Here is a 16,945-nt window from a genome sequence, read left to right as displayed (position 1 = left end):
GTTTGAGCAATAACTTCAAGTAACAGGTACAAATGCTTTACATAATTACTTATTAAGTACCTCCTTAGAATACGCGATAAATAGGTTTAGAGCTGATAAAAATCGAGTTATAGGCGCTTTATTAGCGTCTTTGAGCCACGTTCGCTTTGAAAAAATAAAAAGTCATTGCGTCTTAGACGAACTTTACCTAACATAGTCAGATTGCGTTGATAAAATGTCGGTATAGATTTATTTAACAGGTTTTGCCCTACAAATGATTTCTATAGCTGCTCAGTATATTGATACATCAATCAGAGTTCGCCACTCTTTCATTAGAGCGGTTTTGTTCATATGCTTTTCTTACAAGCATTTTAGTCGCTAAGACACATCCCAGATTATTACTAAGTGATGACGGTAAGCTTGCGGCGGCAACGAAACAGTTAGCCATACGCTCAACATCCTCTTATTTCTTATTTTTTATCGTTGATAAGGTTACGCTTTATTTATGAAAGCCAGTCAATTTTTATTTGCCACACTAAAAGAAACCCCAAGTGATGCCGATATCGCCTCAAGCCAATTGATGGTACGTGCCGGTCTTATTCGTAAGATTGCTTCTGGGTTATATATTTGGCTGCCCATGGGGCTGCGCGTCTTACAAAAAGTTGAACGTATTGTTCGTGAAGAGATGCAAAACGTGGGTGCGCAAGAAGTACTGATGCCGATGACTCAGCCTGCAGAGCTTTGGCAGATGACAGGGCGCTTCGATGATTACGGCCCTGAGCTATTACGGTTCAAAGATCGCCATGATCGTGACTTTGTACTGGGTCCTACTCATGAAGAAGTCATCACCAACCTTGCTCAAGGCGAGCTGCGCAGCTATAAACAACTGCCAATCAGTTTCTTTCAAATTCAGAGTAAATTCCGTGATGAGATTCGTCCACGTTTTGGCGTAATGCGCGCTCGCGAATTTACCATGAAAGACGCCTATTCATTCCACGTTGATCAAGCATCATTGGCACAAACCTATCACGACATGTATGAAGCTTACACACGCATCTTTACACGTCTGGGTTTAGATTTCCGTGCCGTACAAGCAGACACCGGTTCCATCGGTGGTTTTGCTTCTCATGAGTTCCACGTATTGGCTGATAGCGGTGAAGATGATATCGCTTTCTCAGACGCTTCTGACTACGCAGCCAATGTTGAGCTGGCTGAATCAGTAAGCACTGCTGAGCGTCAAGCGCCTAGCCGAGCACGTGAAGATGTCTTAACAGAGAACATGCCCACCTGTAAGATGGTCGCTGAGCATTTAGACATTCCTTTAGAGCAAACGGTCAAAACCTTGATCGTACACGGTCACACAGAAGACAACGAGCCACAACTGATTGCGATCGTCTTACGCGGTGATCATCAGCTCAATACCATCAAAGCGGAAAAAATCGAAGAGGCCAACGTGCCACTGACATTGGCTTCTGATGAAGAATTGAAGGCTGCTGGTCTGCACAAAGGATATATCGGTGTTGACTTAGATATGCCCGTATTCGTTGATCGCTCAGCTGCAGCTTTGTCAGACTTTGTGGCTGGTGCCAATGAAGAGAATAAGCACACCATTGGTCTGAACTGGGAACGCGATGCCAGTATTACTCGCATTGTTGATGTCCGCAATGTTCAAGAAGGTGATCCTTCTCCTGATGGAAAAGGTAGCCTAAGAATCAAACGCGGTATCGAAGTGGGTCATATCTTCCAATTAGGTGATAAGTACTCACAGGCGCTGAACTGTACGGTGTCAGGTGAAGATGGTAAGCCAGTGACGCTTATGATGGGTTGTTATGGTATCGGTGTTAGCCGTATCATTGCCGCTGCTATCGAGCAGAACAACGATGAAAACGGCATCATGTGGCCAACCACGCCAACCGTTAATGACTCTATCGCGCCTTTTGAAGTGGCTATCATCCCGATGAAGTCAAAAGAAGAAAACGTCATGCAAACGGCAACGGCACTTTATGAAGAGTTAAAAGCGCAAGGTGTCAATGTGCTACTTGATGACCGTAATGAGCGTCCAGGTGTTAAGTTTGCAGATCTAGAACTTATCGGTATTCCACATCGCATCGTTGTCTCTGATCGCAACCTTGCGGAAGATAAGTACGAATATGTCAATCGCCGTGAAACAGAGAAGCAAATGCTCAGCCGTGAAGAAGTGTTGGCAAAGGTAAGCGGTAAATAATTCTATTGCTAAAGCCTTTAACAAAAAAAAGCGCCTATCTCATCGAATGAGGTAGGCGCTTTTTTATTGGCGAGAACAATCTATTGAATGTTGTATCTTTTGGCAATTGTTTTACTACGTTTTTGAGTCTCAGTGGCGGTACAAACATTCGCCCCAATCTGAGCATACACTATAGTATTATTCATTGGACCATCATGTTCAAAGTGACACTTATCATCGCGTTTTTTTAGCCATGTGAGTTGTTCTGTATCCAACTGCTGCCGCTCCACTTTATTCAAACGACGATAAGCGCGATTATAGATTTTATTAAGGCGATTTTTCTCAACTATAATGGCATTGTTAGCGCAATCATAGGCCTTTTCCATATATATATCTTCACAGATGTATTCGTTTTCTACAAATGCCGCTTGTGCTGATATTGCGGTAGAAAGAAGCAAAGCGGCTGACCCCGCCACCATTAAAGCATTAGTCATCAGCTTCATGTCTGCATCCTGATCTTATATAGATAAAGTCTATTGATTATAAGACACACCAGCGAGATTATAAAATCTCTATTTATCTATTGACGAATAAGGCGACTCGGTTTCGGTAACAAACTGGCATCGCTGACACGGCACGGATTGATATCAATACCGCCTCGGCGTGTGTACCAAGCACGTACCATTAGCTCACTTGGCTCATAGTATTTGCTCAAATCAGCAAATATCTGCTCAACGCATTGCTCATGAAAGCCATTGTGCTGGCGGAAGCTCAATATATAGCGCAGCATATTTGCGTTACTGAAAGGCTTATCAGTCGTTATCGAAACAGCTAGCGTACCCCAGTCTGGCTGGTTGGTCACCGGACAATTACTACGCAGTAGGTTAGAGTAAAAAGTATAAGGCTGAGACTCATCTCTTTCTAACTGACTATCATCTGCCCGTGTTTGATCCTGCAACAATGACGCATCTGGATGCTCGCATAGTGTCACTTTTTCTGTGATATCTGACAAGGCATCTAAGGCATTATCAATGCATATACCCTCAGGCTTGGCAATCAATAAACTTGATAAGTCCTCTTCTAAGCCAAACAATTCAACTGTCACATCAGCTTGTACACAGGCTGATAAGTCTTTAGCAATCAGCGTCTCTACCTCTTGCCAGCTAGCAAATTCGGTAAAATTGATACTGTTCAAATACAGTTTGAGCGACTTTGACTCTACGATATATGGTGAGCTGGCAGGAATACTAAAACGCGCGATAGCAACCTGCGAGACACCTTGCGTATTGAGCCAAGACATCTCAAAAGCTTGCCACCAATCGACGCCGATCGTTAACTTGTCAGCATGCCAACCAATGGCATTGCGTCCCATCTCACGCGCGATGGGATAGAGTGTCTCTGGACTGTACTGCGTGGGATAATTGGTGGTTTGTTCCCCTAAAATACCGTGAATACTCATAAACTGCCTTGATTACTAGATAACATGAATTATATTAATGGGTCATTATTTTACCGCAATCGACCTATCTGTGCGCGCCTTTTAATAACCAAACCATACCAACTACCACAATCATTCACTTTCTAAATTAGGCAAAAACCATGCCACGTGCAGTGTTACAATTGCCTCTTTTTTCTTAATACTCCCTATGATAAAAAGATTCCCTTTGGGTTCAGCTTGGATGATTATTGCGGCATTCTTATTTGCCATGATGAGCATTTTGGTCAAAAATGCGTCTACTCACTTGCACATGAATGAATATGAGTTGGCCTTTTGGCGGTCATTATTGCCTGCTCTGGTCATTTTTGGCACGACCCTCGCGCGAAAAAAAACCCTTAAGACGCCATTTTTTTGGGGTCACATGCAGCGTAGCATGGCGGGCACAATGGCATTGTTATTGGCATTCTATGGCTTGGGTCATCTGCCTCTAGCAACATCTGTGACGCTGAACTATACCTCTGTCGTTTTTATTGCCTTGCTATCCATTTTTTGGCTAAAAGACAAGCCATCACTCAAAACGTGGGTCGCTCTGCTGATGGGGTTGGCGGGTATCTGTCTGATGCTAAAACCTGCCTTCGCCTCAGATAGATTATTAGAGACTTTAATTACCTTGAGTGGCGGTATTTTTACGGCTTTTGCGTTGCTGCAAGTGCGAGAACTATCCTTAATGGGAGAACCTGCGTGGCGAATTGTGTTTTACTTTTCGGCAGTAGCGACCATTGTCTCAGGCATAGCGGCAACGTGGTTTGGTTGGAGTCATCTAACAAGCGAGAGTTTACCTTATATCATTGGCATTGGTGTGGCAGGGTTGCTTGCGCAGCTGGCGATGACTCATGCCTATCACGTCGGGCAAAAATTCACGGTCGCGGCATTGTCGTATTTAACGGTCGTGTTTTCTGCGATTTATGGGGTCATTTTTGCAGGCGAACGCATTGGCTGGCTAGAGATTTTAGGCATTACAGCAGTCATTTTGGCAGGCATCGTCAGCAGTGTGCCTGAGCGAAAAGTAGCTAAACGCTAGCTTGCCGCTTACGATACGGATGAATCACTGGTGAGCCTTGATGACTCGTCAAAATCTCAATATCCACATGATACACTTTGCGTAAAATCTCGGATTGTAATACAGCTTTAGGCATACCTTGTGCTTGAATATCACCATCAGCTAATAATATGACTTCATCCGAAAATTGAGCAGCTAGGCTCAAATCATGCAATACCATAATACAAATCAACTGGTGCTGCTGCGTGTAATGCCTGACTTTGTCCAGCAAGTTAATTTGATGTGCCATGTCTAGAGCTGAGACGGGTTCATCCAGCAGTAAAATCTTGGGACGGCGAAGTAACGCTTGTGCAAACATCGCCAACTGTCGCTGTCCGCCGCTCAATGAGCGGATTGAGCGATGCGCCAAATGGGAAATATTCAACTCCGCCAATAACTCGACGGCTTCTCGTAACAACTCATCACTGATATGACGACTCAAGGCATCCATTCGTCCAAGTATTACTACTTCGAGAGTAGTAAGCTCGGCGTCAGTGTGACTGTCTTGCGGCATATATGCAATGGGTTTACGCCACGCGTTAAGCTGGGATTTGGTCTGTACACTGCCCTGATAGGCAACAGTGCCAGAGAATGCCAGCTCACCAAAAATCGCCTTAAGTAAACTGGACTTACCTGCTCCATTGGCTCCCAAAATGGTATAAATATTGCCCGCTTCAAACTGGGCATCAATATCCCTAGCAACGGTGAGCGCGCCATATTGGATCGTTAAACGGTCAAGCTTGAGCATAGCGGACTTCTTCTATCAAATTTTTAAAAACCAATTAAGCAAACAAACCGCTGAACCAATTCATGAGCTTAGTAAACCACGACACATTTTCAGACGTATTGGCAGCAGGATCAGCTTGGCTCGCAGCTGTCGATGATTCTGCATCGTTGTTGGCTTGGTTTTTAGCATTGCCATCACAAACACTTGCGCCACAGCCTAGCTGGATAAAAAATGTACCGTTAGGCTTGACTGGCAAGTATTTTTCATGAAAATCCATGTAGGTTTTTTCAGGGTCGACATCGGTAAAGGCTGTAGGGTACAAGGCTTTTGCCATAAATTGTGCTGCTGCCAAATCAGACAACGAGCGAGAAGCCGTGTGATAAATACCATATACGCGATTATTTTTTACCGCTGGTAGATTCTCCCAACCATTGCGGGTAGTAAAGCCTTTTAGGCGGCGCTGGGCTTCGTCGGCTGGAACATCAATCCCCATTGCCATCGTATTGGGCTGTTTCATGCCCACTTCGGTGCCTGAGATCATAATGACCTCAGGTTTACTCACCAAAACTTGTTCGGGGTTAATAGGTCCCCAATTTTCGACAAACGGTTTACTAATATTGTCACCGCCCACAATATCGGCAATCGCACCCCACATATTTTTGCCAAAGGTGAAGCTGTGCTCTTTTGGTCCTTTATCACCAAATTCGACGTAGATCTTAGGTTTGGCACTTTGAGCAGCATTCACCCGTTTTTGGATATCCGCGATACCATCAGCGTATTCTTGAGCTACTTGGTCGGCACGTTGCTCACTGCCTGCCAATTGCCCAAATATTTGAGTGCTTTTGACATGGTTTTTCACCGTTTGATCGTTGTAATCAACCACCACCACAGGGATATTTGCCGCTTCAAAACGCGGCATTTCGGCTTTTAGCGTATCGTATTGCTGCTTTGCCAATATCACTACATCAGGTTTCATCGCTAAGGTTTTTTCAAATGAAAACGTGCCCCTATCGATATTGCCAATATCGCCAATGCCCTGTAAATTAGGCAATTTTTGGTTGTATAAATTCCAGCTACCAGGATTAAATTTTTCCCAAAACTCTCTTGAAATACCGACCACTTGCTCAAAGTTTTCGGCCCCTGTGGCGGCAATATAGTCAGGATAATAAAACCCCAACACGACTCGCTTGGCAGGTACATCGACTTGTACGTCACGCCCTAACACATCGTTAATGGTTTTGACTTCTGCTTGGGCATTTAATGTTGTTAATATCAAACTTAACGCCAATGTTCCGCGAATCCAGTTTTTCACCGCTTACTCCAAATAATCCAAAATAGAAAAGGCACACCCACAAACGACGTGACAATCCCCACCGGAAACAACGCTCCTGGGATAATCACTTTTGATAACACTGATGAGAATGATAAAAAGGCCGCGCCAGCAAGCATGGTCGCGGGCAAAAAGTAACGTTGGTCTTCACCAACGAGCAGCCGTGCGACATGCGGCGCAACCAAACCAATAAAGCCAATTACTCCGACAAAGCTAATCGCAGTTGCCGTCATCATCGCCACCAAAATCAAGGTTTTGATGCGTAAATGAGTCAGATTAACACCAAGTGCTGACGCTCTCTCTTCACCCAGTCGCAGCGCTGTTAATTTCCAACTGTCGCGCATCAGTAGTAAGATACAAATACTACTTACGACAGCAACCACCGTCACATTTGTCCAAGTGGATTTGGTTAAACTACCAAATAGCCAAAACAAAATCTGCTGCGAGACTTCAGATGATGCGGTAAATTGTACCAATGACAGTAACGACTGAAAAATAAATAAGAGGGCGATACCCACTAAGATGAGCGTAGAAGCGGCAAACTGCTGCAATGATGCAAATAAAAACAGCACCGCAGAGGCGAGCATCGTCATCGAAAATGCCCCAATAGGCACCGCATATTGCAGTGGCAAGCCAAAACTACCAAACGCAATAACCAGTGACGCTCCAAACCCTGCTGCCGCTGCAAGTCCTAGTGTATAAGGGCTTGCCATTGGGTTGTTGAGTAGCGTCTGCATCTCAGCCCCGCCTGCACCAAGCGAAGCTCCCACAAGCAAAGCCATAAACGCAATTGGCAACCGCAGATCATAAACGATGGTATGTGAGGTATCATCCAAACTGCCTATCTGTAGTAAAGACTTAACGACGTCCGCCATCGGTAGCACCGAAGGTCCTGTCATCACATCGAGTACTAGACCCAACAAACACGCTGTCGCCAGTGCCAATAATACCACTCGGCGTTTTGACTCTATGCGACGTTGTTGTCGAATGATTTGTTCGCTGACGGATTGGGTCATCTTATATCTCAATTACCAAGGCAGACTTAAGCTACCTTTTGTCTTAAAAGATGAGAATTATAGTGCTAATGAGGAACATTCGCAATTAATAGTCTTATCTTTCCCCTTATTAAGCCTTTGAATTCACATAATAAGTGCCCTTTCATTTGAAGGGAGATTGATAACAAATTGGGATATAGGAAAGGAAGGGAGCCAAACAACTGAGTATCGGGCCGGGCGTTATTGCTAACGCCCTGCAATACTCATCTATTCTTCAGAAAAAAGTGGGTCACGATAAATGGAATAATGAAAAAAGCAACGCTGCCAGTACTCGGCAGCTTAGATGATAAGGTAAACTACAAACGAATCCGTGAACCGCTATCGAGCAGGCGATAAGCAATCACATAAAATATCACGCAAAATATAAAAATCGCGACCATTGAATACCAAACATTCACATCAGAGTAGCCTAAAATACCGTAACGAAATGCGTTGACCATATAAACGATAGGGTTCAAAAGCGATATGTTCTGCCAAAATGGTGAGAGGTTTTCCATTGAATAAAACACACCGCCCAAATACGTCAGTGGTGTTAATACAAAGCTTGGAATGATGGAGATATCATCAAACGAGCGGGCAAATACCGCATTAATAAAACCACCCAGTGAGAATAGAATGGAGGTGCCAAGGACAGTAAATATTGTCACAAATAAATGCTCAATACCCAAGTCTGTGAAGAATAGTGCCACTATCGAAACAATGACAGCAATGGCAAGTCCGCGGAAAATACCACCGCTAATATAGCCCATTAAAATAGCATGCTTCGAGACTGGCGACACCAAAAGCTCTTCAATACTGGCCGTAAATTTGGCGCTAAAAAAGCTTGAAACGACATTGGAGTAACTGTTGGTAATAATCGACATCATGATTAAACCAGGCACAATAAACTGCATGTAGGGCACGCCGCCCATCTCGCCCACACGTGAGCCAATCATCTTACCGAAGATAACAAAATACAGACTCATGGTGATGACTGGCGGCAATAACGTCTGTGGCCAGATGCGCAAAATTCTACGAATTTCTTTTAAACAAATCGTACGAAAAGCGACTCCTTTTTTGTGCCACGACATCGATTTATTATGATCTACAATTTCCTGACTCATAACCCCGCCTCCTTCATACTGTCTGTACTTTGAATGTTTTTATCCACTAAGCGCATGAATAACTCTTCTAATCGATTGGCTTTGTTACGCATACTGGCTACCGTGATGCCTTGCTCAGATAGCTGATCAAAAACACCATTGAGTGACTCCCCTTCTGTCAAAGTGACTTCAAGCGTCTGACTATCGGGTTGAGAGACATCTGTCACACCTGACAAAGCCAATTTCTGCACAAGTGGCGTACCTAAATCAAAGACAAACGTCTCAACTGATAGCTGTGCCAACAAGTCTTTCATTTCTGTATTGATACGAATCTCACCGTGATCTAAAATTGCAATGCGCTTACAAAGCTGCTCGGCTTCTTCGAGATAATGCGTGGTCAAAATAATGGTGGTGTTTTCTTCAATATTGATCTGCTGCATGAATTCCCACATAGAGCGGCGCAACTCAATATCGACCCCAGCCGTCGGTTCATCCAGAATCAACAGTTTAGGTTTATGAATGAGGGCACGTGCAATCATCAAACGGCGTTTCATACCACCAGATAACTCACGTGATTTACTATTGCGCTTATCCCATAACCCAAGAGCTGTTAGTAATCTTTTGGCTCGTGGTCTGGCTTCTTTTGCAGAAATACCAAAGTAACCGGCCTGCGTGATCAAGATATCTTCAACTTTTTCAAACATATTAAAATTAAATTCTTGCGGTACAACTCCAAGATATTGCTTGGCAACCGAAGGATTCTCTAATAAATCTGTCCCAAAAATATGTACGCTACCTGTCGTGGGTTTAAACAGTGAGCTGATAATACCAATCATGGTGGACTTACCGGCACCATTAGGACCGAGTAGTGCAAAAAACCCACCTTGTGGTACGGTCAAATCCACCCCTTTTAATGCCGAAAACCCATTATCATAAGTTTTGGATAAATCTTTTATCATCAGTGCTGGTGCATCAGACATGAGTACCTCTATATCTATTATGAATGTTTATAGCATATTAGGGCGTGTTGAACATGCGACCATATCACTTTGCAGTGACGGTCTATAAATATTCAACACGCCCTAATATCTAGATAGGACAATGTCATGAAGTGAGGTTATCAGACCCGAATTTCAACTGTCGCTCGTAAGAAGTAACAGATTGATATTACTTATCATCAAAAAAAGCGCCTACTTCATTTAATGAAATAGGCGCTTAACAGAGTATATTGCAAAAATTTAGCGTTGGCTTGAATCAGGATTAGCTTGCTGCTTCAACCATATAATCTACAGCATTTTGAACTTCTTCATCAGGAATATCAGCACCGCCTTTTGCAGGCATGGCATTGAAACCATTGATAGCATGCGTATATAGCGTATCTTTACCTTTTGAAATACGAGGTCCCCAAGCGCCAGCATCACCAAAAATAGGAGAGCCTAGTAGGCCTGCAGTATGACATGTATGGCAGACTGCATTGTATACAGCCTTACCATCACGAGGTCCATCCCCTGGTGCTGGCCCAGCCACACGAGCTGTCACATCACAAACTTCGTCATCTTCAAAACATACTTTGGCTACAGGTTGAATACGAGCAATCAAATTAGGGTATAGCGCGATCAGCTTTTGTACTTGTGGCGTGTCTTGAGGGATAGGCTCTTCTTCGGCAGCAGGTGCCGCAGCAGCGGTTTCTGCAGCAGCGGTTTCTGCAGCAGCTTCGCCATCCACTTGCGCAGCTTCATCAGTAGCAGCTTCGCCATCTGTAGTCACGGCCGCGGCTTTGGTGTCGTCCCCTAGCTTTTCAGGCAGGTTATCTACCACTTCCTGTCCCTCTGCTACGTCAGAAACGGTTACAGTAGAAGTGCCTGCAACGTCTTCAGCTTGGCTCACCGCGATACTAGCGATTCCTAGAATGGCAGCTGCCGATAACATAACTACTTTTCTCATTCGTCACGTTCTCTTATTACAGATACAGTGGCCTACACGACTCGGACATTCTGTCTGTCCTCCTTTGATGAGCAATCGTCATCAATAGCAAACAGCCATCCCGCGTGTCAACGCACTTGTAATCGGTGATTATAAATATGAATTCTCCCTGACATTATAAGGGAAAAGGCAGGTAAATTGCCATGCTTGTTTAATGACTATCCTGTTTTTTCTTAAAAAACATCAATCGCTGCCTTCACTCATTGGCTTTATGGCTTTTATTTGTTAGACTAAGCGGTCTTTATTTTTCGACACTTTATACGGCTTATAACACTCGTTTAAGTATTGTATTGTTCCATATCGTCATTATCATGCGCTCGTAGCTCAGTTGGATAGAGTATCGGTCTCCGAAGCCGAGGGTCGTGGGTTCGATTCCCGCCGAGCGCACCAATCACCGTATTTCATCATTCCCTAGCATTACCAAAAACCTCTAAAGCCCTTTACTATCAACAATTCAAGTCTTTCAATACTACTTGTCATTACCTAGTAGCACCTATAGAATGTTGTTAAATTTGTTGTTAAAAATTTTTAATATTTTTGGGTCTGGTATGAATAATAGAAAAGACTATCTATTGACTGACAATGGCGTGAAGTCCATCGCCAAGCAGTCAGCGCCTGATAAAATTGTCCGTCATAGTGATGGTAATAGCCTATCTCTGATACAACACCCCAACGGCTCATTATTTTGGCAAATGTCATATCGCTACCAATCGGACAAAGATATTAAGCCAAAGCAAAAAACCTATCAAATCGGTATTTATAAATCTTCAAAGCAATTCATTGATGCATCATTCAAACCGCTTGTGTCGCTAAAGCAAGCACGTATCGAGCGTGACAAAGCAAAAGCATTACTTGCTGATGGTATCGATCCCACCGCCCATAAAAGCATCGAGAAAAATAACTTTGAGCAAAAGGACTTATTTAAAGCCATTGCTAAAAGCTATATCGACGAAAAATCTAAGACCACAGTTAAGAACGTACAAAAGCTGCAAGGGTTTTTGGACAATCACATCTTAAAGCACTTAGGCGCATACCCTATTGGCGCTATTACCGCCCAAGATGTGATTAGAACAGGGCTGGCTATTCAAGCCGACTTCGAAAAACAAGGCAAACATACCTCAGAAACCGCGCATAAGTGCATGGGGCTAATTAGCTCTATCTTTGAGTATGCTATCAATACGCTAGGCTATGATATTACTAACATTGCCATTGGACGCAATAAGGCGCTCAGACCGCATAAAGCCGAACGCATGAAAGCAGTAGAACAGCACCAATTCCCCGATCTACTCCGCAACATTGACCAGTATGTTAATAACTACCCAAACGCCCACACACAGACCGTGGCAGGCTTGCAGCTGATGACGCTGTGCTTTGTACGCACTATAGAGCTCAGAAAATTTGAATGGTCAGAGATTGATTATCATAAAAATGTATGGCGTATTCCAAAAGATAAGATGAAGATGCGTCAGGATCACATTATTCCCCTATCACCACAAGCAATGGCTATTATCGAGCGTATGCGCCCACTGACTGAACACACGGGCTATGTTTTCTATAACTTTGAGTCAAACAAGCCCTATAGTGAAGCGTGGTTCAATCAGGCACTACAGCGCATGGGATATACAGGCGACCCCTACCCTAAGATGACAGGACACGGCTTTAGACAGCTTGCCAGCACGGGGCTGTATGAGTTGCAATTTTCTGAAAGTTTGATAGAGATACAACTAGCGCACCTTGAGCAATCCAGCGTAAGAAGACGCTATGACTTGTCAGAACACTTAGCCGAACGGCAAATGATGATGAACCGCTGGGCGAATTATTTAGATGACTTACGCGCTGGTAAGGCGATCAGCTTTGATTTATTGGCCCCTGATGAACTCGCTAAAGAAATGAATAGCAGAAATGAGCAAGCGACTGATATAGCACTACATGATAAAGATGTTTTGATAAAGAGCTTACAGGCTCAAGGCGTATCGCAAGAGGTACTAGCCAAACTCGCCGAGCAGCTTTAACAATACTACTTTATTTATTATCGTCAGCATTGGGCTGGCAAGCCGACATTGATAGCGTCAACCGTTGTCATAACTGATTGCAAGGCTAGGATTAATTACCCGAACGCTGTCCGTTACACACACCTTTAGGGCAGCAGCGCCTTGCACCTTTTTATATTTATCTAAGGGTGTGTTTGAAGGTGTGCATCATGAATTACTATGACTTAGCGCAAACGCTAGAGATATTTCAAAGCAAACTTCCTGAAAAACTCTTACCTTTCGGGATAAAACAACTTGCCGATTTATGTAGAAGAGGAAATATAACACCCGTTTTTTCCCATGATAAAGTTATAATAATGAAAGAAAACCCTAAAGATAAAGGAACTGGATTGACATACCTTATGTCAATAAGTGTTGATTTTAAAGGTTATCTTACCTCACCAAAATTAATTTATTTGTTTCCAAATAATAATCAATTATCGATCGCTACGAGTAGTGCATATATATACGAGATTATAAATAGCAACGAAAAAAATGATAAAGGCAGTTTAATCCATCTTCAAACTGCAAACCAAAATATAACAATTGATGATCTTTTGTTTCCTAATGAGCAGATACAAAGATATATAGAATTAGTATATAACTCCTCCTTAAGTACGCCTGAAGACTCTCGTATATCTGAGCTAGAAACCCAATTAAACAAGGCTAAAGCGCATATTGAAGATCTAAAAAAATCAGATATTAATTATGATGAGGCTATAGATAAAAAAGATATTAATTATGATGCTGGCAATGAGGAACTGAATCCTAAAACACTCGCAGCAGTTACTCGTTTATTAAATGTCTTATTGTATAAAGCGAGTTATGACATTTCCTCTCATTCAGGAACTACTAATACAAATATTGTAGAGTTTTCAAAAAAAATTAGAACGCCCATAACTAAAAACACAGTTAGTAAATGGATTAAAGAAGTCCAACAGCTAAGAATAAACGTTGAAAAGGAAACTAATTAAAAAAAACAGGGGCATATGACCGTCATATGCCCTTTTTTAATCTCATAGCTACATCTACTATTCATATCCAAGCATAAGCCATTACCGGCTATAACTAATCATGCTATGGAGTGATTTCTCATGACACTTATTGATCAATACCTAAGAATGGCAGACCTTGCCAACCAACCTGAGCGTAAAGCCAAGACTTATACTACCCGTTCAGGACAACAGCGCACCGTCACCGCCAAAACAGCCACACGTGGCATTACTGGCTTCTCTGCTAAGCATCTCTACCATCTAATCAATGAGGGCAAATTCCCCGCACCCGTAAAGATCGGACGGGCTAGTCTATGGCGCTTGTCTGAAATTAACAAATGGTTAGATTCTCATAGTGCGAAGTCAGACGACCAACCCAATAAGAATGTGGGTGTTTAATAATGATGCCTACAGAAACCTCAATAGTAAGAATTCAGCCAAAAAAGTTATGGGTAAGGAGGAGTAAGTGATCACTGAAGACAACAAAGCCCATGCTGGTAGCATAGGCTTGTCACAATACATTGCAGACTTTAGACTTGCTACATTTGCAGATGTAGTAGGTCATAACACATTAGAAAGTTTACTAAGCAATGGTGTATTAAACTCAGTCATTTATCTAGGTAGAGATATTACCATATTTACAGGTGCGCTGGCAGGTGAAAAGCAGATCCATACCGCTGGTACTATAGGACTACTAACAGTTAATAATCAAGCTGAGACTGTCACACTTGCCAGCATACCGCTTGAGGATAACGGACACGTTTTTATATCTGATACTGATATACCAAGCGCCTTCGTTATTGGCACAATGAGTGAAGATAGTAAGTGGATAATCATAGCTGACTTAGCTCAGGCAGTGCGATGTTATAACGCTTATCGAAAGCTGTGTATTGATGTGACGGTACTAACATGTCTTGTACCGAGTTTATTCAATCAGACGGTCAAACATTTTGCAGAGGTACAGCAAGTAACCATAATAACCACCTCAGATAAGAAAGCCAAAGTGATAACACCACTTAAAGGTGTGAATGTTGAAGCTATCATTTGTGAGCATACGCTTATTTATGACGCGCTTGAGTTTGACGCTGATTACGATGACTTGATAGCCGATGCTGAAGTTATCGACTTGCAAGCATTAGGCAAACCAAAGCCTAAACCGATTAGTCAAACGCTACCACCAGTTAAGACACTCACAAGCGACATGATGCCCAAACTGCTATGGGATTATGCTTCAAACAGTGCTGAGCGCCTGAGCGTACCGATTGAATATGTGCTCATGCCCTTGATGGTATCGTTAGGTAGCTTGATAGGCTCAAAATTGAGCATTTACCCTAAGATGTACGATAACTGGGAGGTAGTGCCTAACTTTTATGGTGCAATCATTGGCAACCCATCGAGTAAGAAATCACCGTCATTATCTGATGGCCTAAAGCCCTTATCGCATTTAGTCGCCCTTGCCAAAGAAAAATATGATGAAGATAAGCTCGAGCATGACACCCAAAAAGAGCTAAACAAACACATGACAAAGGCAGCTGAGAAGCAGCTCAGCGACCTTGCTAAGAAAATGGCAACCCAAACTGAAGATGACGCTGAAATAAATCAAGATGATCTAAAAGCAAAAGCTCAGGAATTAGCAGAAGCAAAACAGTCTGACGAGCTAATACCTGAGATTAAACGCTACGTTACTGATGACGGTACGATTGAGAGCATCGGAGAGCTTGAGAGCAAACACAAAAACGGTATGCTGGTTAAGCGTGATGAGCTGACAGGCTGGCTTGCCTCATTAGAGAATGAAAGCAACCAACAAGCGCGCTCATTCTATCTTGAGGGCTTTAACGGCTTAGGTAGCTTTCAAGTGGATAGAATAGGCAGAGGCTCAGTGTTTATCGACACTCACTGTTTATCGGTCATTGGTGGCATACAGCCTGACAAGCTCGAGTACTATTTATCTAAGACGATGAAAGGGCTGGGCAATGATGGGCTTATTCAACGCTTTCAGTTGATGGTCTATCCTGACCCACTACCTAATAGTAAAGAGCGTGACTTGCCACCTGACAAGCAAAGCCGTGACGCTATCTATAACTTGTTTGAAACTATCGACAGTATGCAACTAGGTGACTTTATGCGCTACGGTGCAAGCCCCATTGATGAATACCACAAGCGTCCTTACTACCGATTTAATGATGAGGCTTATCAAGAATTTATGAATTGGTATGATGCGCTTAAACTAAGAGCTAGTGAAGCTGAGCATAGCATTATAGCTGAGCACCTCATCAAGTATGCTAAAACAGTGCCGTCACTAGCGCTAGTCTTTCATTTAGCCGATTGTATCGAACACGGCACGTCTTTAGGTGCAGTCAACATGAACGCACTCAAGGCAGCGCTGGCATGGTGTGACGTATTAGAGAGCCACATGATGAGGATATATAGCACTGTCACTGATAGCGCTAATATTAAAGCCTCTTATTTAGCCGATAAAATAATGAAAATGGTCAGAAAGGGAACTGACAAAACCGACAAAACCGATTGGATCAGTCACGGCTTTACGGCTAGGCAACTAATCCGTAAAGGGTGGAAAGGTTTAAATGATACTGATGATGTATTGAACGCGCTTGAAATATTAGTCGAACATGACTGGTTAAACTGGCAGGAAATACCAAGTACAGCGCAAGGAGGCAGACCAACAGAGCGTTACTCCATCAACTCAAGATTAAGTGAGCTTTTATAGGTTTTGTCAGTTATGTCAGTGCAGTTATGGAGCGTTATTGAAAAATAGCGTCCTTTTTTATATTTGAAATAGGGTTTTGTCAGTTTTGTCAGTACAGTTACAGAGCTGATAGTAATAATTTATAGTTAAGCTTGGCGCTACAAGTCCGTCACAGCTTCAGATAATTCTTCCTGTTTTTCATCTTTTGCTTTGCTAATACCGCTGCCACTAGTAATCTGTAAGGTGGCACAGTTTAGAGAAGCAGTGGTTTAATCATCAGCTAAATTAATTAACAACTACACTTCAAGCATATAAAAATC

The 16,945-nt window shown here is 42.9% G+C and carries 14 protein-coding genes and 1 tRNA gene; 7 read left to right on the top strand and 8 right to left on the bottom strand.

Annotated elements, in window-relative coordinates:
* The first annotated feature begins 484 nt into the window (after positions 1–484).
* Positions 485–2,203 carry a proline--tRNA ligase gene (locus A3K91_RS02785; protein WP_062843920.1) on the top strand — a complete coding sequence of 573 codons (1,719 nt, stop codon included), beginning with the start codon at positions 485–487 and terminating at the stop codon, positions 2,201–2,203.
* A gap of 80 nt (positions 2,204–2,283) precedes the next feature.
* On the opposite strand, the gene A3K91_RS02780 is transcribed toward A3K91_RS02785, so the two are convergent.
* Together A3K91_RS02780 and queF are read right to left on the bottom strand one after the other, a co-directional pair.
* Positions 2,284–2,685 carry a lysozyme inhibitor LprI family protein gene (locus A3K91_RS02780; protein WP_062843919.1) on the bottom strand — a complete coding sequence of 134 codons (402 nt, stop codon included), beginning with the start codon at positions 2,683–2,685 and terminating at the stop codon, positions 2,284–2,286.
* Between the two features lie 77 nt (positions 2,686–2,762).
* Positions 2,763–3,641 (bottom strand): NADPH-dependent 7-cyano-7-deazaguanine reductase QueF, encoded by an 879-nt coding sequence (gene queF / locus A3K91_RS02775; RefSeq protein ID WP_062843918.1) that lies wholly within the window; start codon positions 3,639–3,641, stop codon positions 2,763–2,765.
* A 205-nt stretch (positions 3,642–3,846) separates the two neighbouring features.
* Between queF and A3K91_RS02770 the strand changes: the two genes are divergently transcribed.
* Positions 3,847–4,701 (top strand): DMT family transporter, encoded by an 855-nt coding sequence (locus A3K91_RS02770; protein WP_167541796.1) that lies wholly within the window; start codon positions 3,847–3,849, stop codon positions 4,699–4,701.
* Here A3K91_RS02770 and A3K91_RS02765 read toward each other — a convergent pair.
* From A3K91_RS02765 to A3K91_RS02740, 6 genes are all read right to left on the bottom strand, one after another.
* A complete protein-coding gene (locus tag A3K91_RS02765) occupies positions 4,691–5,467 on the bottom strand; it encodes an ABC transporter ATP-binding protein (RefSeq protein ID WP_062843916.1) in 777 nt (258 codons plus the stop codon). The genes A3K91_RS02770 and A3K91_RS02765 overlap by 11 nt on opposite strands.
* Before the next feature lie 34 nt (positions 5,468–5,501).
* Positions 5,502–6,758, bottom strand: coding sequence for an ABC transporter substrate-binding protein (locus A3K91_RS02760; RefSeq protein ID WP_062843915.1), 1,257 nt, complete (start codon positions 6,756–6,758; stop codon positions 5,502–5,504).
* Entirely contained in the window at positions 6,755–7,792 is a 1,038-nt protein-coding gene (locus A3K91_RS02755; RefSeq protein WP_062843914.1) for a FecCD family ABC transporter permease, read from the bottom strand. Before A3K91_RS02755 ends, A3K91_RS02760 begins: the two co-directional genes overlap by 4 nt.
* A 335-nt stretch (positions 7,793–8,127) precedes the next feature.
* Entirely contained in the window at positions 8,128–8,901 is a 774-nt protein-coding gene (locus A3K91_RS02750; RefSeq protein ID WP_062845827.1) for an ABC transporter permease, read from the bottom strand.
* Positions 8,902–8,930: 29 nt separating this feature from the next.
* Entirely contained in the window at positions 8,931–9,893 is a 963-nt protein-coding gene (locus A3K91_RS02745) for an ABC transporter ATP-binding protein (protein ID WP_062843913.1), read from the bottom strand.
* 280 nt (positions 9,894–10,173) lie between these two features.
* A complete protein-coding gene (locus tag A3K91_RS02740) occupies positions 10,174–10,857 on the bottom strand; it encodes a c-type cytochrome (protein WP_062843912.1) in 684 nt (227 codons plus the stop codon).
* Between the two features lie 352 nt (positions 10,858–11,209).
* On the opposite strand from A3K91_RS02740, the gene A3K91_RS02735 reads away from it, so the two are divergent.
* The 5 genes from A3K91_RS02735 to A3K91_RS02715 all read left to right on the top strand — a co-directional run bounded on the left by A3K91_RS02735 (position 11,210) and on the right by A3K91_RS02715 (position 16,646).
* Positions 11,210–11,286 (top strand) — tRNA-Arg (locus tag A3K91_RS02735).
* A gap of 158 nt (positions 11,287–11,444) precedes the next feature.
* Positions 11,445–12,908, top strand: a complete 1,464-nt coding sequence (locus A3K91_RS02730) for a tyrosine-type recombinase/integrase (RefSeq protein WP_167541795.1) — start codon at positions 11,445–11,447, stop codon at positions 12,906–12,908.
* Positions 12,909–13,096: 188 nt separating this feature from the next.
* Entirely contained in the window at positions 13,097–13,900 is an 804-nt protein-coding gene (locus A3K91_RS02725) for a hypothetical protein (RefSeq protein WP_062843910.1), read from the top strand.
* A gap of 120 nt (positions 13,901–14,020) precedes the next feature.
* Positions 14,021–14,317, top strand: a complete 297-nt coding sequence (locus tag A3K91_RS02720; RefSeq protein ID WP_062843909.1) for a helix-turn-helix transcriptional regulator — start codon at positions 14,021–14,023, stop codon at positions 14,315–14,317.
* 67 nt (positions 14,318–14,384) lie between these two features.
* Positions 14,385–16,646 carry a YfjI family protein gene (locus tag A3K91_RS02715; protein WP_062843908.1) on the top strand — a complete coding sequence of 754 codons (2,262 nt, stop codon included), beginning with the start codon at positions 14,385–14,387 and terminating at the stop codon, positions 16,644–16,646.
* Positions 16,647–16,945 lie beyond the last annotated feature (299 nt).

It is taken from the genome of Psychrobacter alimentarius, from assembly GCF_001606025.1.
Lineage (GTDB): Bacteria > Pseudomonadota > Gammaproteobacteria > Pseudomonadales > Moraxellaceae > Psychrobacter > Psychrobacter alimentarius.
This window is presented reverse-complemented; position numbering and strand designations above follow the sequence as displayed.